At 70.0% G+C, this 24,132-nt stretch carries 24 protein-coding genes; 12 read left to right on the top strand and 12 right to left on the bottom strand.

The genetic code is table 11. The annotated features are described in order from the left end of the window. Positions 1-160: 160 nt before the first annotated feature. Together ABD357_RS29705 and ABD357_RS29700 are read right to left on the bottom strand one after the other, a co-directional pair. Entirely contained in the window at positions 161-1,777 is a 1,617-nt protein-coding gene (locus ABD357_RS29705) for a DUF3152 domain-containing protein (protein WP_344394099.1), read from the bottom strand. Positions 1,778-1,785: 8 nt separating this feature from the next. Then, positions 1,786-2,778 carry an alpha/beta hydrolase gene (locus ABD357_RS29700; protein WP_344394098.1) on the bottom strand — a complete coding sequence of 331 codons (993 nt, stop codon included), beginning with the start codon at positions 2,776-2,778 and terminating at the stop codon, positions 1,786-1,788. A 254-nt stretch (positions 2,779-3,032) separates the two neighbouring features. Here ABD357_RS29700 and ABD357_RS29695 point away from each other — a divergent pair, with 254 nt between their 5' ends. The 4 genes from ABD357_RS29695 (at position 3,033) to ABD357_RS29680 (ending at position 4,929) form a co-directional block, all read left to right on the top strand. Continuing rightward, positions 3,033-3,263, top strand: a complete 231-nt coding sequence (locus tag ABD357_RS29695; protein ID WP_344394097.1) for a hypothetical protein — start codon at positions 3,033-3,035, stop codon at positions 3,261-3,263. Between the two features lie 182 nt (positions 3,264-3,445). Beyond that, positions 3,446-4,087, top strand: a complete 642-nt coding sequence (locus ABD357_RS29690) for a TetR/AcrR family transcriptional regulator (protein WP_344394096.1) — start codon at positions 3,446-3,448, stop codon at positions 4,085-4,087. A gap of 135 nt (positions 4,088-4,222) precedes the next feature. Beyond that, entirely contained in the window at positions 4,223-4,450 is a 228-nt protein-coding gene (locus ABD357_RS29685; protein WP_033319983.1) for a DUF3107 domain-containing protein, read from the top strand. Between the two features lie 212 nt (positions 4,451-4,662). Further along, positions 4,663-4,929, top strand: a complete 267-nt coding sequence (locus ABD357_RS29680; protein ID WP_344394095.1) for a hypothetical protein — start codon at positions 4,663-4,665, stop codon at positions 4,927-4,929. Positions 4,930-5,072: 143 nt separating this feature from the next. On the opposite strand, the gene ABD357_RS29675 is transcribed toward ABD357_RS29680, so the two are convergent. After that, positions 5,073-5,831 carry a ferritin-like fold-containing protein gene (locus tag ABD357_RS29675; RefSeq protein ID WP_425585057.1) on the bottom strand — a complete coding sequence of 253 codons (759 nt, stop codon included), beginning with the start codon at positions 5,829-5,831 and terminating at the stop codon, positions 5,073-5,075. 468 nt (positions 5,832-6,299) lie between these two features. Between ABD357_RS29675 and ABD357_RS29670 the strand changes: the two genes are divergently transcribed. Beyond that, positions 6,300-8,594, top strand: a complete 2,295-nt coding sequence (locus tag ABD357_RS29670) for a DEAD/DEAH box helicase (protein ID WP_344394093.1) — start codon at positions 6,300-6,302, stop codon at positions 8,592-8,594. 112 nt (positions 8,595-8,706) lie between these two features. Next, positions 8,707-9,603, top strand: coding sequence for an alpha/beta fold hydrolase (locus ABD357_RS29665; protein ID WP_344394092.1), 897 nt, complete (start codon positions 8,707-8,709; stop codon positions 9,601-9,603). Between the two features lie 36 nt (positions 9,604-9,639). Here the strand turns inward: ABD357_RS29665 and ABD357_RS29660 are convergent, their stop codons facing one another. Continuing rightward, positions 9,640-10,554: an NYN domain-containing protein gene (locus tag ABD357_RS29660; protein ID WP_344394091.1), complete on the bottom strand. Its 915-nt coding sequence runs from the start codon at positions 10,552-10,554 to the stop codon at positions 9,640-9,642. A gap of 210 nt (positions 10,555-10,764) precedes the next feature. Here ABD357_RS29660 and ABD357_RS29655 point away from each other — a divergent pair, with 210 nt between their 5' ends. Next, positions 10,765-10,917: a hypothetical protein gene (locus ABD357_RS29655; RefSeq protein ID WP_344394090.1), complete on the top strand. Its 153-nt coding sequence runs from the start codon at positions 10,765-10,767 to the stop codon at positions 10,915-10,917. A gap of 115 nt (positions 10,918-11,032) precedes the next feature. Here ABD357_RS29655 and ABD357_RS29650 read toward each other — a convergent pair whose 3' ends face one another. The 4 genes from ABD357_RS29650 to ABD357_RS29635 all read right to left on the bottom strand — a co-directional run bounded on the left by ABD357_RS29650 (position 11,033) and on the right by ABD357_RS29635 (position 14,014). After that, on the bottom strand, positions 11,033-11,638 hold the full coding sequence (locus tag ABD357_RS29650) for a MarC family protein (RefSeq protein ID WP_344394089.1): 606 nt from the start codon (positions 11,636-11,638) through the stop codon (positions 11,033-11,035). 63 nt (positions 11,639-11,701) lie between these two features. After that, positions 11,702-12,568 (bottom strand): PHP domain-containing protein, encoded by an 867-nt coding sequence (locus ABD357_RS29645; protein ID WP_344394088.1) that lies wholly within the window; start codon positions 12,566-12,568, stop codon positions 11,702-11,704. Between the two features lie 83 nt (positions 12,569-12,651). Further along, positions 12,652-13,293 (bottom strand): DUF6758 family protein, encoded by a 642-nt coding sequence (locus tag ABD357_RS29640; protein WP_344394087.1) that lies wholly within the window; start codon positions 13,291-13,293, stop codon positions 12,652-12,654. 124 nt (positions 13,294-13,417) lie between these two features. Next, positions 13,418-14,014, bottom strand: a complete 597-nt coding sequence (locus ABD357_RS29635; RefSeq protein ID WP_344394086.1) for a suppressor of fused domain protein — start codon at positions 14,012-14,014, stop codon at positions 13,418-13,420. A gap of 504 nt (positions 14,015-14,518) precedes the next feature. On the opposite strand from ABD357_RS29635, the gene ABD357_RS29630 reads away from it, so the two are divergent. Then, positions 14,519-15,628, top strand: coding sequence for a magnesium and cobalt transport protein CorA (locus ABD357_RS29630; protein WP_344394085.1), 1,110 nt, complete (start codon positions 14,519-14,521; stop codon positions 15,626-15,628). 63 nt (positions 15,629-15,691) lie between these two features. Continuing rightward, on the top strand, positions 15,692-16,210 hold the full coding sequence (locus ABD357_RS29625) for a hypothetical protein (protein WP_344394084.1): 519 nt from the start codon (positions 15,692-15,694) through the stop codon (positions 16,208-16,210). A 184-nt stretch (positions 16,211-16,394) separates the two neighbouring features. Here ABD357_RS29625 and ABD357_RS29620 read toward each other — a convergent pair whose 3' ends face one another. Continuing rightward, positions 16,395-17,147, bottom strand: coding sequence for a hypothetical protein (locus tag ABD357_RS29620; protein ID WP_344394083.1), 753 nt, complete (start codon positions 17,145-17,147; stop codon positions 16,395-16,397). A gap of 188 nt (positions 17,148-17,335) precedes the next feature. Between ABD357_RS29620 and ABD357_RS29615 the strand changes: the two genes are divergently transcribed. The 3 genes from ABD357_RS29615 to ABD357_RS29605 are packed head-to-tail and all read left to right on the top strand — an operon-like array spanning position 17,336 to position 20,367. Beyond that, entirely contained in the window at positions 17,336-18,622 is a 1,287-nt protein-coding gene (locus tag ABD357_RS29615; protein WP_344394082.1) for a magnesium transporter MgtE N-terminal domain-containing protein, read from the top strand. Next, positions 18,612-19,190: a DUF1003 domain-containing protein gene (locus ABD357_RS29610; protein WP_344394081.1), complete on the top strand. Its 579-nt coding sequence runs from the start codon at positions 18,612-18,614 to the stop codon at positions 19,188-19,190. The genes ABD357_RS29615 and ABD357_RS29610 overlap by 11 nt, the downstream gene beginning before the upstream one ends. 43 nt (positions 19,191-19,233) lie before the next feature. Next, positions 19,234-20,367 carry an Mrp/NBP35 family ATP-binding protein gene (locus tag ABD357_RS29605; protein ID WP_344394080.1) on the top strand — a complete coding sequence of 378 codons (1,134 nt, stop codon included), beginning with the start codon at positions 19,234-19,236 and terminating at the stop codon, positions 20,365-20,367. A 78-nt stretch (positions 20,368-20,445) separates the two neighbouring features. Here ABD357_RS29605 and ABD357_RS29600 read toward each other — a convergent pair whose 3' ends face one another. From ABD357_RS29600 to ABD357_RS29590, 3 genes are all read right to left on the bottom strand, one after another. Beyond that, positions 20,446-21,105, bottom strand: coding sequence for a hypothetical protein (locus tag ABD357_RS29600; protein ID WP_344394079.1), 660 nt, complete (start codon positions 21,103-21,105; stop codon positions 20,446-20,448). A gap of 262 nt (positions 21,106-21,367) precedes the next feature. Then, positions 21,368-21,811, bottom strand: coding sequence for a sec-independent translocase (locus ABD357_RS29595; RefSeq protein ID WP_344394078.1), 444 nt, complete (start codon positions 21,809-21,811; stop codon positions 21,368-21,370). Between the two features lie 178 nt (positions 21,812-21,989). After that, positions 21,990-24,044: a S1C family serine protease gene (locus tag ABD357_RS29590; RefSeq protein ID WP_344394077.1), complete on the bottom strand. Its 2,055-nt coding sequence runs from the start codon at positions 24,042-24,044 to the stop codon at positions 21,990-21,992. Positions 24,045-24,132: the final 88 nt, after the last annotated feature.

Genomic DNA, 24,132 nt, shown 5'->3' with positions numbered 1-24,132 from the left:
TTCCCGGCGACTCACAGCGGAACGAACGTACGCGGACATGACGGTGGCGCGATGGACGGTTGTCCATCGCGCCACCAAAAGGGGTGAACGGTCGTAACTTTCCCGTGCGGACCGCGTTTCGTCGCGCTAAGAGATCAATCGACTACATATCGCAAGCTTCTCAAGCGGCGGGAAACGGCCAGGGGTTGGCCCGGCACCGGATTCCGTCGTGTTCGAGGAACTTGCTCTGCTGTTGCATGACGGGCGCGAGTTCGCCGTCCTTGTCGCAGGTCACATGGCCGTAGCCGAGCCGGTGGCCGATCTCGTGGTTGATCAGCATCTGCCGGTACGCGTACATCTTGTCGCCGTACGTCTGGGCGCCCTGTGACCAGCGATACGCGTTGATCATCACGCGGTCGGTGGCCGCGGAGTCACAGGAGACGTTGTCCACGGTGGTGTCCAGGCCCGACTTGGCGCACCAGAACGCGGTCGTGCCGGGGCTGGCCAGCGTGATGACGAAGTCGGGCTGCCCGGTGGAGACCCGCTCGAAGGTACGGGCACCGTCGTGGGCCCAACTCCGTTCGTCGTTCAGGGTCTTCTGCACGGCCTGCGCGAAGAGTCCGCCGTCGAGCCCGAGCCCCTTCTCGACGTCGACGCGATAGGTGAACTTCTGTCCCGTGCCGGGTGCCTGGTCGAATCCGCGGACCGCCTCGAATTCCCCGCCGCCCTTGAGCTTCGCGTCCAGCGGGTACTTCTTCGCCATCAACTGCCCGTACGTCGGCGCAGTCGCGCCCTCGACTTCGGACGGAGGCGTCGGCCTGGTGTTGCCGCGCGCCGCGGAGTCCTTGGCTTCCCGGTCCGCGCCGCCCGAGGCCGGCGGGCGCGCGGAGGTGTCCTCGCGCCCGTCGATGACCTGCCCGGCCACGACGACGGCGAGCACGGTGGTGACGGCGGCGGCCGCGATCCCGGTGAAGGTCCAGCTCTTGCCGCCCTTGCCCTTCTCCAGCTGGTCGTGCCCCGGGGGCGCTTTGTGCTCGGTTTCCGCGGGGTCGAGGTACCGGTCGGTGGCTTCGGTGGCGGAGTCGTACGGGCCCGAGTGAAGTGCCTGGTCGGCGGAGCGCCGCGCGAAGACGTCGTCGCCCTCGTCGAAGGCGTCGACATAGGCCTGACGGGGACCCCTCGGACGCGGTGGAGATTGCCGCTGCTGCGGTATGGCGGACCCAGGCCCGGCAGCCTGCGATACACCGGGACTCCCCGCGTACGGCCCCTGAGGCGCGCCATGTCCGGGCGCCCCGCTGAACACCCCCCAGCCACCGCCGGGCTCCCGCTGCTCGGGATGCGCACCACGGGCCTGGGGGACGCCGTGTGCAGGCGTGCCGTCGGGGAAACGCGGGACGCCATGAGCGGGCGTGCCGTCAGGGAGCCGCGGGACGCCGTGTGCAGGCGTACCGTCAGAAACCCGCGGGACCCCATGCGCGGGCGTGCCGTCCGGCAGTCGCGGAACCCCATGAGCCGGAGTGCCGTCGGCGTACCGCGGAACCCCGCCCGCGGGCGTCCCGTCGGGGAACCTCGGAACCCCCTGCGCATCCGGACGCGGTACCCACCCCTCGGGCAGCCGCGGTACCCCACCCGCCGGTGTGCCGGGGCCACCGCCCATCGGTGGCGGCTGCGGCTGGGGTTGCGGTCCGGAGGGAACCCGGCGTCGTCCGGTGCTCGGCTCCGGACGGCCTCCGGGAACCACGGGGTTGTCGGCGGTGTCGCCCTTACGGGCCGGCCCACGTCGGCTGTGACGTCCCACGCGCCGCCTCAGCTCCCCGCCCTGTTCGTTGTGCCGGCGTCGGCCAACTCGCCCGCGTCCGCGAGAAGTTCACGGACAGAGGTGGCCACCGTCTCGGGGTACTCCATCATCGCCACATGCCCCGCGTCCGGAAGCGTGAGCAGCCGGGAATCACGGAAGGCCCGGGCCGCTCGCTGGGCCATGCGGTACGAGACGAGCTGGTCACGGCCACCGTAGATGAGCAACGTCGGGGCGAGCACCCGCTCGGCCTGACGCCACAGCCGGTGCTGGCCGCCGAGCGTGTACGCGTTCACGATGCCGCGGGCCGAGCGCGCCATGGCGTCCCAGAAGTACGGGAGGGCGAGCCGCCGCTCCATCTCCTCGACCGCGTTGCGGAACGCTTCGGGGGTGACGATGGTCGGATCCCCGTAGCAGAGCGCCATGACGCCTCGTACGCGCTGCTCGGCGGACCAGTCTTTGGTGAAGCGGGTGAAGGCGCTCGCGACCCCGGGCAGCGCCAGCAGCGCCGTCGGCACCGCCGAGCGCTGTACCAGGACCTCCGGCAGCGCGGGCGACACCAGCGTGAGCGTCCGCACGAGATCGGGACGTACGGCCGCGACGCGCGTCGTGACCGCGCCGCCCATCGAGTTCCCGATGAGGTGCACCGGACCGCGGTCGGCCGAGTCGAGATAGCGGATGACCGCGCGCGCGTGCCCGGTCACCGAATAGTCGCCGTCGTCCGGCGGCGGTGAGTCGCCGAAGCCCGGCAGATCAACGGCCTCGCTATCCACGAGGCCGTCCAGCAGGGGCATGAGCGCCGACCAGTTCTGCGAGGAACCGCCCAGCCCATGCACATACAACGCGGGCGGCAGCCCCTCGCGGGCCGGCGGTCTCGACCGGATCGTCAGCGTGATCCCGGGCAGCCCGACCGTGCGCAGCCGCTCCCCCGCCGCCACCCTGACGGCACCGACTTTCGGCGCGACAGAGGTGGCCAGGACAGACGGCAGATCGGTCGAAGACATGCAGCAATGTTACGAGACGATCACGTGGTGGATCGTGTGTTCGCCATCACAAGTCCCCATCGAATTCCGTGACAAGGGACGGCGACGAGCCCGTCCGGACCACCGTCACAGGCCTCCGCCGCAGCCCCGCCGAAATCGGCGTCGGATCGCCACGGGATCGCATAGCGACTCGGTCCGCACTCTCATACGCTTCGTGAACGAGGGCACTCGTACTTGTGCAAGCAGGCACTCGCACTACTCGGGAAGAGGACTCCATGACCGTCGACCCCACCGACCCCGAGACTCTCGTCGAAGCTGATTCAACCTCCACCGAATTCGACGTGGAGGCCCCCGAGGCCGACGCCGCCGAGCAGCACGCGGAGCTCGCACCCCACCAGGACGAGCCTGTGAGCGGCTCCGAGCGGGCCAATCTGGACAACGCGAACGAGGCGGACCGCGCGGAGCAGGCAAGGATCGTCGAGCTCGACGAGGACGACTACCGGTGATCGCTTCGAGCCGCGCATCCGAGGGACGGCCTGCCCGGCATGCTCCTGTTTGATTCGTTCTGTGCGGTTTTCACCGGCGTCCGGTCCGTGAAATTCTGCGCTCGCACCGCGCACAGCACGGTTACCGAAAAGTACGATGGCGGCGCGGCGCACACCGCACGTGGACGATTTTGGGAGGCGGCGTGACAGCCATCGAGCAGACAGAGGCGGCACGCCCGCGGGGCACACGCCTGCCGCGCCGTGCCCGACGCAACCAGCTCCTCGGCGCAGCCCAGGAAGTGTTCGTCGCGCAGGGATATCACGCGGCCGCGATGGACGACATCGCCGAGCGCGCGGGAGTCAGCAAGCCGGTGCTCTACCAGCACTTTCCGGGCAAGCTCGATCTCTACCTGGCCCTGCTGGACCAGCACTGCGAGTCCCTGCTCCAGGCAGTCCGGGGCGCGCTGGCCTCGACGACCGACAACAAGCAGCGCGTACGGGCCACGATGGACGCGTACTTCGTCTACGTCGAGGACGACGGCGGCGCATTCCGGCTCGTCTTCGAGTCGGATCTGACGAACGAGCCCGCGGTGCGTGAGCGCGTGGACAAGGTCACATTCGAGTGCGCGGAGGCGATCTCCGAGGTCATCGCGGAGGACACCGGCCTGTCCAAGGCCGAGTCGATGCTGCTCGCCTCGGGTCTGGGCGGGCTCGCGCAAGTGGTGGCGCGTTCCTGGCTGCACAGCGACCGCAGCGTGCCGCGCGACCAGGCGGTGCAGTTGCTGGCCTCACTGGCCTGGCGCGGTATCGCCGGCTTCCCGCTGCACGGCAGCGAGCACCACTGACCGTGTCCTTGTTCCCGTCCACTGTTCGCTCCTGGCGTTCTTGGACGCACCGTGTACGTCCCCTCACCGGGCTAATGTGTGCTGCGTACGGCGCGGACGAACGCGCACATCAGTGACCGTCGGAGGGACATAGCCGTGGAGGTCAAGATCGGCGTGCAGCACGCGCCTCGCGAGATCGTTCTGGAGAGCGGTCAGACCGCCGAGGAGGTCGAGCGGGCGGTGTCCGAAGCGCTGGCCGGCAAGTCGCAGCTGCTGAGCCTCGTGGACGACCACGGCCGCAAGGTCCTGGTCCCGGCCGACCGTCTGGCGTACGTGGAGATCGGCGAGCCGGCCCCGCGCAAGGTGGGCTTCGGCGCGCTGTAGTTACGTCGCGACGAGGGCCCGTGGCTTGTAGCCACGGGCCCTCGTCATGTCGTTCTGTCATGCCGACCACTGCGGATCCCCTCGCTTTCTTGCCCGCGCGATCCCCACAGACGGAGCACAGACCGCCCACAGGGGATGATTGCGTTCCGCAGGCCACGGGTAAGACGGGCTACGACCGAAATGCACACGGCCGTGCGGGAGGGACCCCACCCATGTTCTTGGAAGCGCTCGGCTCCGCGATCCTCGGTCTGGCAGTGGCCTGGCTGGCGACGCACCGCCTGTCGCACCGTCTCCCCGCCCACCGCCTGGTCCTGTCGACGGGCGCAGCCGGAGGCCTGTTCGGCGCGTTCCTCACGCACAGCGCACTGGGCGGAAACCTGCTGCTGATCCTCATCGGCGCGGTGGCCGTCGCCACGGCGTCCGTGTCCTTGCTCCTCCGCCCGGCGGGAAGACTCCGCCGCCACTCGGCGACGGTGTGAGCAAGGATCCCGACGAGGAGCCCTGAAGCGCCCCGCACCGGGAAGAGCGCCCCGCACCGGGGCGCCCTGTAAGAGGCGCGAGGAACTGCGCGACCAGCCATAACGGACCCACAGACAGCGAACCCACCGTCGGTCACATTGGCTCAGGCCGCGAGGCCAAGCGCAGCCATCCGCTTCGTGTGCGCCTCCGTGATGCGGGAGAACATCCGGCCGACCTCCGCGAGGTCGAATCCGTCCGCGACCCCGCCGACGAGCATCGTCGACAGCGCGTCCCGGTCGGCGACCACGCGCTGGGACTGGGAAAGCGCCTCGCCCATCAGCCGTCGCGCCCACAGCGCGAGCCGTCCGCCCACGCGCGGGTCCGCGTCGATCGCGGCGCGCACCTTCTCGACGGCGAAGCTCGCGTGCCCCGTGTCGTCGAGTACGGAGAGCACCAGAGCCCGCGTATCGGAGTCGAGCCGCGCCGCGACCTCGCGGTAGAAGTCGCTGGCGATCGAGTCGCCGACGTACGCCTTGACGAGGCCCTCCAGCCAGTCCGACGGCGCCGTCTGCCGGTGGAAGCCGTCGAGCGCCGCGACGAACGGCTCCATCGCCTCCGTCGGCTCCGCCCCGATCGCCGCGAGCCGGTCCCGCAACTGCTCGAAGTGGTGGAACTCCGCCGAGGCCATCTTCGCGAGCTCCGCCTTGTCGGCGAGAGTCGGCGCCAGCTTGGCGTCCTCCGCGAGCCGCTCGAACGCCGCCAACTCCCCGTACGCGAGCGCTCCGAGCAGGTCGACGACCGCGGCGCGGTAGTGGGGATCGACGGAGGCCTTCGTCCAGTCCTGGGCGGCGACTCCGGTGTCTTCGGCTGAGGTGTCGGCGGCAGTGTCGGCGTTGTTGTCGGGCGTCGTCATGAAGCGCACAATAGCCCGCTCACAGCAAGGCGTAAGCCCCTGGTCAGCCAGTGTGACGACCACTACGTGACCAAATCGACCATCGCATATGCGCGATTCCGGGGTATGGTGGTAATGAGCCCGCTGAGCTGATCTACGTATCTCAACGGGCCATATGAATGAGGATGCCCGGTCGGTGGCCCGATCGGCTCCGACCCGACAGCTCTCCTCGTCCGTAAGGCACAGTGCGTACGGAGTCCGGAGAGACCCTCAGCGGCAAGAGCGCTCGAGCGTCGGCAGTGGTCCCGTGCCACTAAGGCCCGCCTTCTCGGCGGCCGACGTCCCCGGCACGGTTCAACGACCCCCGCGCTCGCCTCGTGTCGCATACACAGAAGAGGCAGCACCCTGACTACAACCTTCCGAGATCTCGGGATTCTTACCGAGACAGCCGAGGCCCTCGAAGCCGTCGGCATCATCAATCCCTTTCCCATCCAGGAGATGACGCTCCCCGTCGCCCTTTCGGGCAGCGACGTCATCGGCCAGGCCAAGACCGGCACCGGCAAGACGCTGGGCTTCGGCCTCCCGCTCCTCGAGCGCGTCACCGTCCCCGCGGACGTCGAGGCGGGCCGCGCCCAGCCCGAGCAGCTCACCGACGCCCCGCAGGCACTCGTCGTGGTCCCCACGCGCGAACTGTGCACGCAGGTGACGAATGACCTGCTCACCGCGGGCAAGGTCCGTAACGTACGCGTTCTCGCCATCTACGGCGGCCGGGCGTACGAGCCGCAGGTCGAGGCCCTCAAGAAGGGCGTCGACGTGGTCGTCGGCACCCCGGGCCGTCTCCTTGACCTCGCGGGCCAGAAGAAGCTCAACCTCAAGCATGTGCGCGCGCTCGTCCTCGACGAGGCCGACGAGATGCTCGACCTGGGCTTCCTGCCCGATGTCGAGAAGATCATCAACATGCTGCCGGCCCGCCGCCAGACGATGCTGTTCTCGGCGACCATGCCGGGCGCCGTCATCGGTCTCGCGCGCCGCTACATGTCGCAGCCCACGCACATCCGCGCCACGGCGCCGGACGACGAGGGCCAGACGGTCAGGAACACCGCGCAGTTCGTCTACCGCGCGCACAACATGGACAAGCCCGAGATGGTCTCGCGCATACTCCAGGCCGACGGCCGCGGGCTCGCGATGGTCTTCTGCCGTACGAAGCGGACGGCTGCGGACCTCGCCGACCAGCTGCAGCAGCGCGGCTTCGCCTCCGGCGCGGTCCACGGCGACCTCGGCCAGGGCGCGCGTGAGCAGGCGCTGCGGGCGTTCCGCAACGGCAAGGTGGACGTGCTTGTCTGCACCGACGTGGCCGCGCGCGGCATCGACGTCGAAGGCGTGACGCACGTCATCAACTACCAGTCCCCCGAGGACGAGAAAACGTACCTGCACCGCATCGGCCGTACGGGCCGCGCGGGCGCCAAGGGCATCGCGATCACGCTCGTCGACTGGGACGACATCCCGCGCTGGCAGCTCATCAACAAGGCGCTGGCGCTTGGCTTCAACGATCCGCCGGAGACGTACTCCACGTCCCCGCATCTCTTCGAGGAGCTGGGCATTCCGGCGGGCACGAAGGGCGTCCTGCCGCGCGCCGAGCGCACCCGCGCCGGGCTCGCGGCCGAGGAGGTCGAGGACCTCGGTGAGACCGGCGGGCGTGGTGTGCGCGGTCGCGGTGGCCGTTCCTCGGCCCCGGAGCGTGACCGCGAGCCCGAGCGCCCGGCGCGTACGCCGCGTCGACGCCGCCGTATGCGCAACGGTGCGCCGCTCGATGCCACGGACCCGGCGGCCACCGCTGAGACCCCGGCAGCCGAGTCGCGCACCCCACGTCGCCGTCGCCGGACGCGTGCCGGGGAGTCGGCCGAGACGGCCGTCGCCACGGCCGAGGGCACCACGCCGGAGACCACCGGGCCGACGGCTGAGCTTGTGGAGTCGGCTGAGCTTGTGGAGTCGGCCGAGCCGACGCCACGCCGGCGTCGTACGCGCAAGACCGCGGAGGTCGCCGAGTCGGCGGCCACCGTCGTCGAGGAAGCGACGGAGATGGCCGAGGTGGCTGCCCCCGCCGAGCCGAGGCCGCGCCGCCGTACTCGCAAGGCTGCCGAAACGGCCGTGGACACGGCGGACGGCACGAAGGCGGCGACCGAGGTGGCCGAGCCGACCGCGACCAAGCCCCGCCGTCGTACTCGCAAGGCCGCCGAAACGGCTGCGGAGACGACGGACGGCACCGTGGCCGAGGTGGTGGAGACCAAGCCGCGCCGGACCCGCAAGGCAACGGCCGAGGCAGTGGTGGACACAGCCGAGGCGACCGAGGCCAAGCCCCGTCGCCGTACGCGCAAGGTTGCCGAAGCCGCCGGGGCCGACATCCCGGCCCAGGCGACCGCGACGGAGGAGCCCGCGACCACGCCGCGCCGCCGTACGCGTAAGGCAGCACAGGCCGCGCTCGACACGGCCGAAGGCACGGCGGTCGAGGTGGCGGAGACCAAGCCGCGCCGGACCCGCAAGACTGCGGCCGCTGCTGAGGTCGCCGTGGACACCGCCGAGGCCACCGAGGCCAAGCCGCGCCGCCGCACCCGTAAGGCGGCGGAAGCCACCATCCCGGCTCAGGCGGCGGAGCCTGTCACGGACGAGGCCCCGGCCAAGCCCCGGCGTACCCGCAAGGCGGCGGCCACGCCCGCCGACACGGAAGCGCCGGAGGCGACACCCCGCCGTCGCACGCGCAAGAAGGCGGCAGCCACCGAGGCAACCGAGAGCTGAGCCTCTCTCCGACGGCCCGGCCCCAACACTTGGGGCCGGGCCGTTGCCGCAGCGCGGAAAGGCCACCCGCCCCGCAACCCACCCGACAGGTTCCCCAGATAGCCTCCTCCTCATGAGCAGGCCCGCCACCTTTGTCCCGCCGCCCGGCGCCCGTGCGTACCGGCTCGGCACCGCGCGCGGTGAGTTCGCCGTGATCGACGCCCCCGTGGCAACCGGCGTCGAAGCGAAGGGAACCGCGCTCCTGCTGCCAGGGTTCACCGGCAGCAAGGAGGACTTCATCTCCCTGCACGAACCCCTGGCCGCGGCCGGATACCGGACCGTCGCCGTGGACGGACGGGGCCAGTACGAGACTCCTGGCCCGAGAGACGACGAAGCCCCGTATGCGCAGGGCGAGTTGGCGCGGGACGTACTTGCCCAGGTCGACACGCTCACCGGCACACAGCAGGAACGGGTCCACCTCGTCGGCCACTCGTTCGGCGGACAGGTCGCCCGGGCCGCCGTGCTGCTGGACTCCTCCCGCTTCCGTTCGCTCAGCCTCATCGCCTCAGGGCCGGCCGAGATCTCCGCCTCACAACAGTTGCGCGTCAAGCTTCTGCGGGACGCGCTGGCCGTGATGAACATGGCGCAGGTGTGGGACGCGATCCAGGCACTGGAGCCTCCCGAGGACGCGGCCGACCAGCAGGACCTGGACGCCGGACTCGACGACCTCGAAGTGCTCAGGCAACGCTGGCTCGGCAACAGCCCCGCTCAACTCATCGCCGCGGGCCGCCAGTTGTGTACGGAACCCGACCGAGTCGCCGAACTGGCCGCCGTACGGATCCCCTTGCACGTCCTGTCAGGCGAAGAGGACGGCACCTGGCCGGTACCGCTCCTCGACGACATGGCCGTACGCCTCAAGGCCCACCGCACGGTCGTACGCGGAGCCGAGCACTCCCCCAACACGGACCGCCCCCTGGAAACGGCCGAAGCCCTGGCCGCCTTCTGGAACCAGACCGACCAGAGCGAGTAAAGGCCCAGACCGATGAGGGCCCAGACCGAGTAGGGCTCAGTACTGAGCCTGCAAGTGCCCCCAGAACCCGTCCCGCAACGCCCGCCGCAGATCCGCCTGTCCCCGTAGCGAGTACTGCAGCAAGCCCTCCGCCTCCACCAGCAGATCCTGGTCGACAGGCCCGGGCAGATACGGATGCCCGGGCAGCAGCTCCGCCAGCGCCTCCCGCCCTCGCGCCCCCAGCCACTGTGCGGCGATCTGCGCTCCCACGAACCGCACGTCCTCCCGCGTGGGCCGCGCCCCCGCAGCGGCTTCGTACGAGGCGGCGGTCCGACGGGAGACGTACGGCTTGAAGAACTCCAGGTCGAAGGTCCGCTGACTGTCGACCTCCCAGAGCAGCGGCTCCGCCTGGTTGCGCCCCTCCGGCGCCTCGATGCCCCAGAGGTGGACCCGGGCCCCGTACCCTTGCGCCGCCTCGACCGCGGAGACCAGGTCCTCGTCGCCGCCGATGAGTGCGGCGTCGCTGATGGCGCGGTGCCTGGCGAGTGACTCCAGGTCGCTTCGGATCAGGGAGTCGACGCCCTTCTGCTGGTTGTTGGCGTTGAGGTTGCCCAGCCGGACCTTGACGTCGGGCAGCTCGGCGATGGACTGCTGCTCCGCCGTGTGGATGCGGCGGCGCGCCCCGTCGTACCAGTAGACGCGCAGCAGCCTGCTGTCCGCGAAGATCGTGCGCGCCCTGTCGATGAGCGCCTCGATGAGGCCCTCGGCATCCAGATCGAAGGCCCGGCGGTCCTCCGTACCGGCGACGAGCCGCCCCGCGGCCGCGTACAGGTAGCCTGCGTCGACGAAGATCGCATGGGTCGACGGCGTCTTCGCCACCTCGGCGAGCATGCGCTGGAGCAGCTCGTTCGTGCGGTCCATACGCGCACCGAGGGCGGCCAGTGCGTCGCTTCCCGCGAAGTCGTCATTCATATGCGCCTCATTGTCGCAGGACGTCACTGTGTGAACACAAGCGGTCCATTACCAGCAGGTAGTTAGGTGTTCGAAAAATTTATTTAGCGTAGGGAATGTTTGTAACCGGCATCCCGTTGACTCGTTGGGGAACCCAGGGCACAGACGCCCCATGTTCCACGTACCAGTAGTTCTCCTTCAGGAGGATGACCAGACGAAGGGAGAAGCCATATGCGCTTCGAAATCATGCGCCTCGACGACGTCGACGGCACCGCCGTGGACACGACCGTCGTGGACGCCGCCTCCGTCAACCGGATCGTGCAGCAGGCCGCCGCCATCGGCCAGCGCATCCTGATCCGCCCGGCCGAATCCCCGGCCTCATAACGCGCGGACGCCCGACAGCACACTTCAGAACCCCGTACGGCATCGATGCCGTACGGGGTTCTGCGTGTTCGGCTCTGCTCAGAATCTGTTCAGCTCTGTTCAGCTGTTCAGCTGTTCAGCTCGACTGGATCACCTGCGTGACCCCGTTGATGATCTGCTGCACGGCGATCGCGGAGAGCATCATGCCGGCGAGCCGGGTCACCAGGACGACCCCGCCGTCCTTGATGACACGGATGATCAGCAGCGAGTACCGCATCACCAGCCACAGCACGACGTGGATGGCGAGGATCGCGGTCCACACCGCCACCTGTGGCGCGACGCCGTCGGCCTTCTGCACCGCGAGGATGACGGACACGATGGCGCCCGGTCCCGCGAGCAGCGGCATGCCCAGGGGTACGAGGGCGACGTTGACGTCCTTGGTCTGCTTGGGCTCATCTGTCTTCCCGGTGAGCAGATCGAGGGCGATCAGCAGGAGCAGCAGGCCGCCGGCGATCATCAGCGCGGGCACGGACACATGCAGGTAGTTCAGGATCTGGTGCCCGAGCAGCCCGAACACGGTGATCACAGCGCCGGCCACGCAGACGGCCTGGAACGCCATCCGCTTCTGCACCCGCGCCGGCCGTCCGGACGTCAGAGCGAGAAAGATCGGGGTGATCCCCGGGGGATCCATGATGACGAAGAGGGTGAGGAAGAGTGAGCCGAAGACGGCGAGGTCGAACACGGTGAGCCTTGGTGTGGGACGGGGTGCGACAGGGAGGGGCAGAGCCCCCGGGACAGGAGAGGGTCAGACTCCTGCGGCCCCGCCCGCACCCGGCACCGGGAACGCCCCCGCGGCCCGCCGCGTGATCTCCCCGTAGATCTCGGGGTCCGTGGTGAACTCCCCGAGCACGCACGTCTTGCGGCTGCCGTGATAGTCGCTGGACCCGGTCGCCAGCAGCCCCAACTCGGCTGCCAGGCCGCGGAGTCGGGCCTGGGTCGCCGGGTCGTGGTCCATGTGGTCGACCTCGATCCCGTCGAGTCCGGCCGCCGCGAGCTCGGCGATCGCGGACTCCGGCACGACCTGGCCCCGCTTGGCCGCGGCGGGATGCGCGAAGACGGTCACGCCGCCCGCGGCCTTGACCAGCCGGATCGCCTCGAAGGGGTCCGACTCGTGCTTCTCGACATAGGCCCGTCCGCCGTCGGCGAGCCAGTCGGGCGTGAAGGCGTCGGAGACGCTGGGCACGACGCCCAGCTCGACCAGCGCGGTCGCGATGTGCGGCCGCCCCACGGACCCGTCTCCCGCGATCCGCGCCACCTGTTCCCAGGTCACCGGCACGCCCAGCTCCTGGAGCTTACGGATCATGCCGTGGGCCCGCGGCACCCGGTCGTCGCGTACGAGCTCGCGCTCGCGCAGCAGGTCGGGCTCCTCGGGATCGAAGAGGTACGCCAGCATGTGCAGGCCCACGCCGTCGAGACGGCAGGAGAGCTCGGCTCCGGTGACGAGAGTGAGGCCTTCCGGAACCGCGGCGATGGCCTCGGCGTATCCCCGGGTGGTGTCGTGGTCGGTCAGCGCGACGACGTCCAGACCGGCCGCGACAGCGTTGCGCACCAGCTCGGCGGGTGTGTCCGTACCGTCGGAAGCGGTGGAGTGGGTGTGCAGATCGATGCGCACGTACGAGGACTCCAGGCTCTGACCGGGCGGAAGGGGACACTCCAGGGTAACGGGAGCCGCACACGGCCCCGCCCCTGAGCCCCCTAGGGCTCCAGGATCCGCGGTGACAGCGCCCCGCACGGCAGCAGGTCCACCTCCGCGCCCGCGTCCCGCAGGTCGGTCAGTACCAGCTCGTCGTACATCAGCAGGCCCGACTGCTCGGGCCAGACGACCGCCCACAGCCACAGGCCGCGCGCCTCTCCGGCGAAGACGGCACGGTCGTCGGGGGTGCCGGAGACCAGCCAGAGGGGAGTCGGGCGGCCCGCCGCGAGGACCTTCGCCTGGGCCGGCTTCTCGACGTTCATGTACGGGCCCGGGTCCGGGCCGTCGATTCCCGCGTACCGCGCACCGAGGCCCACGCCGAGCTCCTCGGCAACGAGCACCAGCTCTCCTACACCGCCGAGCGGGCCCGGGCCCGAGCAGGCCACGACGGTGGCACGGCCGCCGCTGCGGTCGTCGCCCGCGAAGGCCGCACCCGTGAAGAGCCAGCCGACGGGCAGCGGCCAGGGCATCCACACCGGCACGCGCGCACGGTGCACCACGACGCTGAGGGCCTCGACGCTGGGCGGGATCACGGGCTGCAGCGGATGCACAGGGCCGTGCACATCACACTGCCAGGAGTCGGCAAAGAGTCCGGGAGCCCTGACCCGGCCACCACACTTCGGGCAACTGGGTTCGCCCCTCATAGGCCCCAACGGTCCTCCCCGGCTGTCGCCGCGTCAAGGACGATCACCCGTCCGGCGAGCCACGTCGCCGCCGACGACACGAGTGTGACATTCCCAACTGGCCGAATCCAGCGAACGGTTGGGTTCAGTCGAGAGATACGGACTTGCGCGCAGGATCGCGCAGGTCCGTTCCGCCGGTGAGCCAGCGTTCCTGGAGAGCCTGCGCGCCGTGCACCCGCTTCCACGCCGCCTCGTTCGGCGTCATCGGGAGCAGCGGCAGGAAACGTACGGGATCGAGGGGCTCGTCCAGGTCCAGGTCCTCGACGAGACCGCCCGGCTCGGCGACCAGTACGGAGGTGAACGGGGCGCCCGGCCACAGGGGTTCGCCGACGTCGAGCGATGCTCCGGGGGCCACGACCAGGCCCTCGACCTGCGGAGACGCGGCCAGTACGGCGAGCGGGCGAAGCACCTTGTCGGTGTCGGCGACGCCCGCCCGTACGGAGAGGACCAGTTCGGCGCGCGGGCCCTTGACCGGGTCGGCGAGGGCCGCCGTGGGGTCGGCCATCGGCTGCGCGGACATGCCGAGCGTGGCGTAGCGGACGATCTCTTCCCCGGCGGCTCCGCCGCTGAAGCGGAGCACCTCGATGCGGTCCGTGCCGAGGAAGGTGACCGCGGCGCGCGCGTCCGGTTCGCCCAGCGCGCTACGCAACCGGGCCTCCACCAAAGGAAGAACATCAGCCATACGGCGAGCATATGCTGCGTCTTTTCGGGGGGTTCTGCCCGGTTCCCGGGAGCGGCAAGGCCAAAGCGGCGGCTTGACAGGCCAGTCGGCTGATAGTCTTGGCCGCTGGTCGGGGCAGCACGCAGAAGCGTCGCTCTCGAGTCCCGACGCGCGACACTCCCCTACGGGGGATGGACCTCCCCTACGGGGGACCGGCCGGAGGAGGTGGGGCTCCATGGATCGAAGTCGACCGTGTAGTACTACCCGCTCTTCCGGCTGCTGAGTTCCTCACAATCCGAGCTCTACTGGCTGCCGCCTCCCGTACTCGCGTCATGCGTGTCGGTGCACGACGGAAGAGCACTTCGTTTTTGCCTGATCTGTCTGATCTGTATCAGTAGCGAAGCTGCCACCGCGACGGTGCGGTGCTCCCCGCTTTGCGGACGTGCCAAACATCCTCAGTCAGGACGTCCCCATTCCGGGCAGTTCCAACCGTTGCCGGGCGGCTCGTACGCGAAGGAGCCTGCCATGTCGATGATCCGAGACCTGCGCGCAGCGGTCCGCCCCTCGCTGCGCAAGGACGGCGGCCCGTACGACAGCACCCGCGAGGCCGGAACGAACTCGGCTGTCGTGGACTGCGCCATCTACCGCGACGGCGCCCGCGTCGCCTTCCCCGCCACCCTCACGCCCCATGAGGCGATGCTCCAGGTGCGCCGTGACGGCGGCTTCGCCTGGATCGGGCTGCATGAGCCGACGGAGGACGAATTCGCCGTCATCGCCAGCGAGTTCGGGCTGCACCCGCTCGCCGTCGAGGACGCGGTGCACGCCCACCAGCGGCCCAAGCTGGAGCGCTACGACGAGACGCTGTTCACCGTCTTCAAGACCATCCACTACGTCGAGCACGACGAACTCACCGCCACCAGCGAGATCGTGGAGACCGGCGAGGTGATGTGCTTCACCGGACGGGACTTCTTCATCACCGTTCGGCACGGCGGGCAGGGCTCGCTGCGGGCGCTGCGGCACCGGCTGCAGGACGACCCCGAGTTGCTTGCCAAGGGGCCGTCGGCCGTGCTGCACGCGATCGCCGACCATGTCGTCGACGGGTACATCGCGGTCGCGGACGCCGTGCAGGACGACATCGACGAGGTCGAGACGGCGGTGTTCTCGCCGGGGCGCAAGGGAGGTACCTCGCGCGGTGTCGACTCGGCGCGGATCTACCAGCTCAAGCGTGAGGTCCTGGAGTTCAAGCGGGCGGTGTCCCCGCTGATGCGACCCATGCAGCTGCTGAGCGAGCGGCCGATGCGGCTCGTGGACCCCGACATCCAGAAGTACTTCCGCGATGTCGCCGACCACCTTGCCCGGGTCCAGGAGCAGGTCCTCGGGTTCGACGAGCTGCTCAACTCGATCCTCCAGGCCAACCTCGCGCAGGCCTCCGTCGCACAGAACGAGGACATGCGCAAGATCACGTCCTGGGCAGCGATCATCGCCGTGCCGACGATGGTGTGTGGCGTCTACGGCATGAATTTCGACTACATGCCGGAGCTGGGCTGGAAGTTCGGGTACCCGCTGGTGCTGAGCGTCACGGTGGGGATCTGCTTCGCGATCCACCGCACGCTGAAGCGCAACGGGTGGCTGTGAGCCGGCCCGGACTACGGTGAGCGGGCACGGGTCGCTGTGAGTGGGCTGGATACCCTTGCTGCCATGACGGATGAGCTGCTCGACCAGGCCCTCGTCGAGGAGGCCACCAAGAAGTCCGCGCTCGTGTGGGTACGGGGTGGTGGCGCACCGGTGCCGGACCGCGCGATGTGGCATGTGTGGTTCGAGGGTGCCGTGTGCCTGGTCGGCGACGGGCCCGGTGAGCAGCCGTTGCCGGGGCTGGTGGACGGGGGCGAGGCGGTGGTCACCGTACGCAGCAAGGACAAGGGCGGGCGGCTCGTGTCCTGGGCGGCGAAGGTCGTGGAGCTGGCTCCCCGGTCCCCCGAGTGGGACGCCGCGGTCGCCGAGCTGAAGGGCAAGCGGTTGAACGCTCCGGATGGCGAGGCCATGCCGGAGCGGTGGGCTCGGGAGTGTCGAGTGCTTCGGCTGGAGCCGACGGGGGGTACGGCGCCGCTGCCGGACGGGTCGCTTGCGGCTGTGCCGCGGGCGACTCCCGCGACTACGCGTCAGCCGGTCCCGGCGGGGGTGCATCGGCTGCTGTTCCGTGGCCGGAAGCGGCGGTAGCTGCGCTGGCAGGGCGGTTCTAAGCTGCGGGTTCGTCGTGGCTGGTCACGCAGTTCCCCGCGCTCCTACAGGGGCGCTGGTCGCGCCCGCGCGGCGGAGCCGCAAATTGACGCAGCCCCGCGCCCCCTGAAGGGCGAGATCCCGCAGCGGACTTCAAGAGGTGCCCCGAGTCCCCGCTCAGCCCTTACGACTCCGGCAGCTGCTGCCCGTAGTCCACCATCTCGTTCTTTGCCGGTTCTTCCAGGGGGAAGTCCTCGCCCCAGTCGGTGAAGCGGATCGTTCCCGCGCCGCCTGCTCGGGCCAGGAGCAGGGGGTAGGGCTTGCCCTCCAGAGAGACGTCCAGGGTGCCGCCGGAGCCCTTGTCTCCGGTGATGCGGATCGTGCGGATGCCGGAGCGTTCGTGGTGGCCGTCCCTGGCCAGGGTGCCGTGGAGGGTGAGGAGGCCGTCCAGGAGTACGTCCTTGTCGGTGAAGCCGCTGAAGCGCTGGTAGGCGGGATCGCCCTGCGGGACCTTCACGTACAGGCCGTCGAGCTTTTCGGCGGCCTGGATGTCCGCGTCGCCCTTGCCGTCCTTGTCGTCGGCCCAGAAGTCCGTGTCGGCCTTCAGGAACAGGTGCTCGCCGACTCGCAGCAGCCGGAAGGTCGTGTCCTGTGTGGTGACGGAACCGGTACCGCCGTCGGCCTTGAGGCGCATGTCGAGCTTGTACGTACGCCCGTTGCTGACGACCGAGCCGGAGAGACGGACCGCGTCCGCACCCTGGGCCGCACGGTTCGTCCTGGCCTGGATCTCTTCGGCGGAGAGTTTGCCGACTCCGTTGGTGCCCGCGTTCGGGTCCTCGCCGCCGCACCCCGTCAGTCCTGTCCCCGTCACGACCAGTGCGCACATCGCGCTGATGAGTGCGGCCCGGTGGGTACGGCCCTGGGGAATTGCGGTCACGGGTGTGGGTGCCTCTCGTTCGGGAGTCCTCAACGGCGTACGGCAGCGTACCTGTGCCGTCTCCGCACTCCGGAGGCAGTCCGTCCGGACTCACCGCCGGGGCGTGTCCTGTCGGGACGGGCTAGCCTGAAGCCCGCAAAAGCGGATATATCGCCAAGAGATCCGTAAGGAGGGAGGAGGTGTGCGGCATGGCCGCAGGCGCTCCCCGGATCTTCGTCTCGCACCTGACCGGCGTCGCCGTCTTCGACCCGAACGGCGACCAGGTGGGCCGGGTGCGCGATCTCGTCGCCATGCTGCGGGTGGGAAGGCGCCCGCCCCGGCTGCTCGGCCTCGTCGTCGAGCTGTCCACGCGCCGCCGCATCTTCCTGCCCATGACGCGGGTGACCGGCATCGAGTCGGGCCAGGTCATCACCACCGGCGTCCTGAACGTACGGCGCTTCGAGCAGCGGCCCACCGAACGGCTCGTCATCGGCGAACTGCTCGACCGGCGCGTACAACTCGTCGAGACCGGCGAGGAGGTGACGGTACTGGATGTGTCGGTCCAGCAGTTGCCCGCCCGCCGCGACTGGGAGATCGACCGGGTCTTCGTACGCAAGAGGAAGGGCGGCACCTTCCGGCGGTCCAAGGGGGAGACGCTGACCGTCGAGTGGTCCGCCGTCACCGGGTTCTCGCTCGAGGAGCAGGGGCAGGGCGCCGAGAGTCTTCTCGCGACCTTCGAGCAGTTGCGCCCGGCCGACCTCGCGAACGTACTGCATCACCTCTCGCCCAAGCGGCGCGCGGAGGTGGCCGCGGCCCTGGACGACGACCGGCTCGCCGACGTCCTCGAAGAGCTGCCCGAGGACGACCAGATCGAGATCCTCGGCAAGCTCAAGGAGGAGCGCGCCGCCGACGTCCTGGAGGCGATGGACCCCGACGACGCGGCCGACCTGCTGGCCGAGCTGCCGGAGGAGGACAAGGAGCGTCTGCTCACGCTGATGCGCCCGGACGACGCGGCGGACGTACGACGGCTGATGGCGTACGAGGAGCGGACCGCCGGTGGACTGATGACCACCGAACCGATCGTGCTGCAGCCGGACGCGACGGTCGCCGACGCGCTGGCCCGGGTCCGCAACCCCGACCTCTCCCCCGCGCTGGCCGCCCAGGTGTACGTGTGCCGTCCGCCCGACGAGACGCCGACCGGCAAGTACCTCGGCACTGTGCACTTCCAGCGGCTTCTGCGCGACCCCCCGTACACGCTGGTCAGCGCGCTCCTCGACGACGTTCTCCAGCCGCTCGAACCGGGGGCCCCGCTGCCGGTGGTGGCCGGCTTCTTCGCCGCGTACGACATGGTCGCGGCGCCCGTGGTCGACGAGAGCGGGTCGCTGCTCGGCGCGGTGACCGTGGACGACGTACTCGACCACATGCTGCCCGAGGACTGGCGCGAGACGGAGTTCCATCTGGACGCGGAGACCGAGGGGACCGCTCATGGTTCCTGAGCGCGACACCCGCGAGCGGGTCCCCGTGGGCGTCACCGGGCGCCCGCGCATCCGGCTCGACCAGCCGCTGCCGCCGCGCCGCAGGCTGGTGCCCGAGTGGGACCCGGAGGCCTTCGGACGGCTGTCGGAGCGGATCGCGCGGCTCCTGGGAACCGGGCGGTTCATCGTCTGGATGACGGCCGTCATCATCCTGTGGGTGCTGTGGAACGTCGCCGCGCCAAGCGGCCTGCGCTTCGACGAGTTCCCGTTCATCTTCCTGACCCTGATGCTCTCGCTCCAGGCCTCGTACGCCGCTCCCCTGATCCTGCTCGCACAGAACCGTCAGGCCGACCGCGACCGGGTCAACCTCGAACAGGACCGCAAGCAGAACGAACGGTCGATCGCGGACACCGAGTACCTGACCCGCGAGATCGCCGCCCTCCGAACCGGCCTCGGCGAAGTGGCCACCCGCGACTGGATCCGCTCCGAGCTCGAGGGCCTGGTCAGGGAACTGGATGGGCGGCCACCGGACGGACGTGTCGTATTCCCGGCGGAACACCCGCGCGGACGTGACGTAGGCGACCGCTGACGGGCTTACCGAGGGTGGGTGGAAGCGCCGTACCATCGTCCTTATGGCTACGGAAGACGCGGTGCGCGAAGCACTGGCGACGGTGAACGACCCCGAGATCCAGCGACCCATCACCGAGCTGGGCATGGTGAAATCGGTGGAGATCGGGGCGGATGGCGCGGTCGCGGTCACCGTGTACCTGACGGTTTCCGGCTGCCCCATGCGCCAGACGATCACAGAGAACGTGACGGAGGCGGTCGAGGCGGTCGACGGTGTCACGCGCGTCGACGTCACGCTGGACGTGATGAGCGACGAGCAGCGCCGCGAGCTGGCGTCCGCGCTGCGCGGCGGGCAGGCCGAACGCGAGGTCCCCTTCGCCAAGCCCGGCTCGCTCACGCGCGTGTACGCGGTCGCCTCCGGCAAGGGCGGCGTCGGCAAGTCGTCCGTCACCGTGAACCTGGCGGCGGCGATGGCGGCGGACGGACTGAAGGTCGGTGTCGTGGACGCCGACATCTACGGCCACTCCGTGCCCCGCATGCTGGGCGCCGACGGCCATCCGACCCAGGTCGAGAACATGATCATGCCGCCCTCCGCGAACGGCGTGAAGGTCATCTCGATCGGCATGTTCACCCCGGGCAACGCACCGGTCGTCTGGCGCGGCCCGATGCTCCACCGCGCGCTTCAGCAGTTCCTGGCAGACGTGTACTGGGGTGACCTGGACATCCTCCTGATGGACCTCCCTCCGGGCACGGGCGACATCGCGATCTCGGTCGCGCAGCTGGTGCCGAACGCCGAGATCCTGATTGTGACGACGCCACAGCAGGCCGCCGCGGAGGTCGCCGAGCGGGCCGGTTCCATCGCCGTCCAGACCCATCAGAAGATCGTGGGCGTGGTGGAGAACATGTCCGGTCTGCCCTGCCCGCACTGCGGCGAGATGGTCGACGTCTTCGGCACGGGCGGCGGCCAGACGGTCGCCGACGGCCTGACGCGGACGACCGGCGCGACGGTCCCGGTCCTGGGGAGCATCCCGATCGACGTCCGCCTCCGCGAGGGCGGCGACGAGGGCAAGCCCGTCGTCCTGACCGATCCCGACTCCCCTGCGGGCTCGGCCCTGCGCTCGATCGCGGGCAAGCTGGGCGGCCGACAGCGGGGACTGTCGGGCATGTCGCTGGGGATCACACCGAGGAACAAGTTCTGAGGCCGGTACGAGGGTGGGGGCGCCGTTTCGCGAAACGGCGCCCCCACCCTCGTACCGGCTGATCGAACCGCGTATCCGCTAGACGTACGCGGTGATGTCCTTGACCACTGAGAAACCCAAGCCGTACGCGCTCATCCCCCGCCCGTACGCGCCCAGGTGCACGCCCTGCTGCGTGGAGCCCGCGAGGACCCAGCCGAACTCGGACTCGCGGTAGTGGAAGGACGCCGGAGTCCCGTCCACGGGGAGCGAGAGCCGGGACCAGTCCGGACCCGTCAGGTCATCTGCGAGTACCCACGCCGTCTCGGTCTGCTGGTCCAGCCAGTCGTCGCGCAGGGTGTGGTCCATCTGGCCGGGCCAGGTGCAGTTCAGCAGTCCCACCCCCGCGAGCCAGGCCGCGGAGGACACCGAGGTGGCCTCCAGGAGCCCGGTGCCGTCGGCGCTGCGCCGCACGGGGTTGGCCGCGACGGTCACCACGACCGCGAAGCGCTCCTTGTCGTCCGTCGTCGACTCACTGCGTACGGACGGCTCGTCGCCGTGCCCGATCGAGCCGTGCTCGACGGCACCATCGGCCGCGGTGCCGACCTGCATCAGCCAGCGCGGTCCCGTGAAGGCCTCGTCGAGGCCGTACCACGGGAAGGGCGCCAGCAGGTAGCCGTCGACCGTGCCCCGGGCGGAGGGGACAGGTTGTCCGCCCTCCGCGTCCGGCGCCTGCGCGCCTACCCGACGTGTCGTCTCCATTGCCCGGACGCCTCCTCGCTCTCGTCGGACCGAAACGGCCCGCCCCCCATCGGGCGTCCCTCCGGTCCGCACAACAACTAGGCAGGATAGCCACACGTCGAGAGCCAGCTGTGAAACCGGTCGGCGGGTGGGTCGGGTACGCGTCAGCTTGCACCGCTGTGAGCAGGCAGAACTCGGTGGCGCGGGGCCCTTGCAGCTCGGAGGCAAACGGCTCGGGGGGCGTACGCTTCCGGTCGGCGTATGCCTCAGGTCGACGTATGCCTCAGGTCGCGTCCGCGTCGAACGGGGGGCGCTCGGCCGGCTCGAGCTGCTCGCGCTTCTTCGTCATGTCGACGGTGCCGCCGGAGGCCGAGGAGGTCGTGGAGGAGGAGGCGGACTCCGCCTCACGGCCGTGCACCGCGTCCGTGACCTCGGCCATCTCCTTCTTCAGGTCGAAGCCGCTACGGATCTCCTTGAGCCCCAGATCGTCGTTGTCCAGCTGCTTGCGGATGAACGTCTTGGGGTTGAGGTCCTCGAACTCGAAGTCCTTGAACTCGGGGCCCAGTTCGTCACGGATGTCCGCCTTGGCGCTCTCCGAGAACTCGCGGATCTTGCGAATGGTGCGCGTGACGTCCTGGATCATCTTCGGGAGCTTCTCCGGGCCGAAGACGAGCACGGCAAGGACAACGAGCGCCACCAGCTCGAGCGGTCCTATGTCATTGAACACCTTGCAGCTCCTCGGGATGTCCTCGGCCTCGGCGGGATTCTTCCGTGGTCCGGGCCGGATCCACGGTACCCGGCGTTCCTGTCTGTCCGGTACTGTCCCGGCGTCTTACTCGTGCCATTCCTGTCAGTTCGTGATGGGTTCCTGTTGTTCCCGTCGCTTGTTGTCCCCTCGGTGCCTGTCAGTCGCCGTCGGCGGAGCCGAGGACGAGGGTGACCTTCCGCTCCTCGCCGTCGCGCTCCACGGTCAGCTCCAGACGGTCGCCGGGGCGGTGGGCGCGGGTCTTGACGATGAGCTCCTCACCGGAGCGGACGGGCCGGCCGTCGACCTCGGTGATGACGTCGCCCGCCTTGATGCCGGCCCGGTCGCCGGGGCCGCCCTTGGTGACGGGGGCGTCGCCGCCCTTGGTGCCGACGCGGGCGCCGTCGCCCGTGTACTCCATGTCGAGCCTGACACCGATCACCGGGTGCGTGGCCTTGCCGGTGTTGATCAGCTCCTCGGCCACGCGCTTGCCCTGATTGATGGGGATGGCGAACCCAAGTCCGATCGACCCGGCCTGGCCACCCTCCAGGTCTGAGCCGCTTTCGGCGGAGCGGATGGCGCTGTTGATGCCGATGACGCGGGCCTTGGAATCCACGAGGGGACCGCCCGAGTTGCCGGGGTTGATCGGGGCGTCGGTCTGCAGGGCGTCGACATACGAGACGTCGCTGCCGTCGCCCGCCTCGCCGCCCGCGGTGATCGGCCGCTCCTTGGCGCTGATGATCCCGGAGGTCACGGTGTTCTCGAGGTCGAACGGTGCGCCTATGGCCACCACCGGGTCGCCGACCTGGACGTTGTCGGAGTTGCCGAGCGGCAGGGGCTTGAGGCCGCTGACCCCGCTGACCTTCACCACGGCGAGGTCGTAACCGGTGTCGCCCCCGACCAGCTTGGCCTTGGCGCTCTCGCCTCCGCTGAAGGTCACGGAGATGTCGCCGCCCGCTCCGGCGGGCTCCACGACGTGGTGGTTGGTGAGGATGTGTCCGCGCTCGTCGAGCACGAAGCCGGTGCCCGTGCCCTGCGCCTCGGACCCGCTCACATGCAGGGTCACCACGCTGGGCAGCGCACTGGCCGCGATCCCCGCCACGCTGTCCGGCGCCCGCCCCTTGGCCTCCGTCCCGGCCTGCGGCAGCTCTATGTCCTCGATCCCGCCGTTCCGCTCGAGATACGCCCCCACGGCGCCGCCGAGGCCTCCGGACACCAGAGCGATGAGCACGGCTCCGAGAACCAGCGAACGCCTGAGCCGTTTACGCCGGCTGCTCTTGCTGTCGACGACGGCCCCGTTCTGCTGGAGGGGGGCGGCGGCCCAGGGGTCGTAGTGCTGCCAGGGAACGGGAGGTTGCAGGGCTTGAGGGGCTTGGGAGTCTTGAGGGAACTGCGGGACTTGGGCCTGGGCTTGAGGGTGCTGGACTTGGGCTTGGGGATCCGGGGCCGGGCTCGGGTGGTGACCGTGGACCTGGCCCGAGTGAGGGCCGGGCAGGACGGGCGCTGCGGGGGCGGGTATGTGGGTGCCGTGGGCGAGGCCGACTCCGGGCGCGGCGGTGCCGTGGGCAGGGTCGGCTCCAGGCAAGCCGCTGCCGTGGGCAGGGTCCGCTGCAGGCAAGCCGCTGCCGTGGGCAGGGTCCGCTGCAGGCAAGCCGGTGCCGTGGGCAGTCGAGCCCGCTCCGGCTGCGGCAGCGTCGTGCGTCGGAACCGCGGCTCCGGCGGAACCGTTCGGAGGCGGCGGAGTCGCCGCCTGTCCGGGCACACCATGGCCGGCGGTCGCCCGGTGCGTGTCGCTACCGTGCCCCGGTGTCGCCGCCGGAACGGCCGTACCCTGCGCGGGAGTCGTCCCCGGATGCTGCACCGGCGGTGCGGGCGCGTAGGGCCCGGGCCCTCCGTAAGGAGGCGTGCTGTACGGATCCGGATCGTGCAGAGGCTTGGCCCGCTCACCGGGCGCACGGTTCGCGGGCACATGGTCAGCAGGCGTGCGCTCAACGGGCACACGGCCGGCAGGCGTGCTTACGCCGCCGCGGAACTCGTCCGACGACGGGACCGGCGCGGCGCTCGCAGGCCGCTCCAGTTCGAAGTCGCCCTCGTTGTTCTCACGGCGGAGCCCGCTCGCGGCGTTCTCCGTGTGCCCGATCGGGGTCGGGGCGCCATCAGGCGTGGATGGATTCGTCCCGTCTCCCGCGGAAGCGGAGTGCTTCCCCTCGTCCATGCTCTCCCCACACCTGGTCCGCGGCCCGGCACGTCGGCGGGCGCCGCAGATTGTCGACTCCGCGCCCCGAGTCCCTCCGGCGGGCGCG

Source organism: Streptomyces vastus, assembly GCF_039532825.1.
GTDB lineage: Bacteria > Actinomycetota > Actinomycetes > Streptomycetales > Streptomycetaceae > Streptomyces > Streptomyces vastus.
The sequence above is the reverse complement of the archived record's forward strand: the minus strand, read 5'-3'. Positions and strand labels throughout refer to the sequence as shown.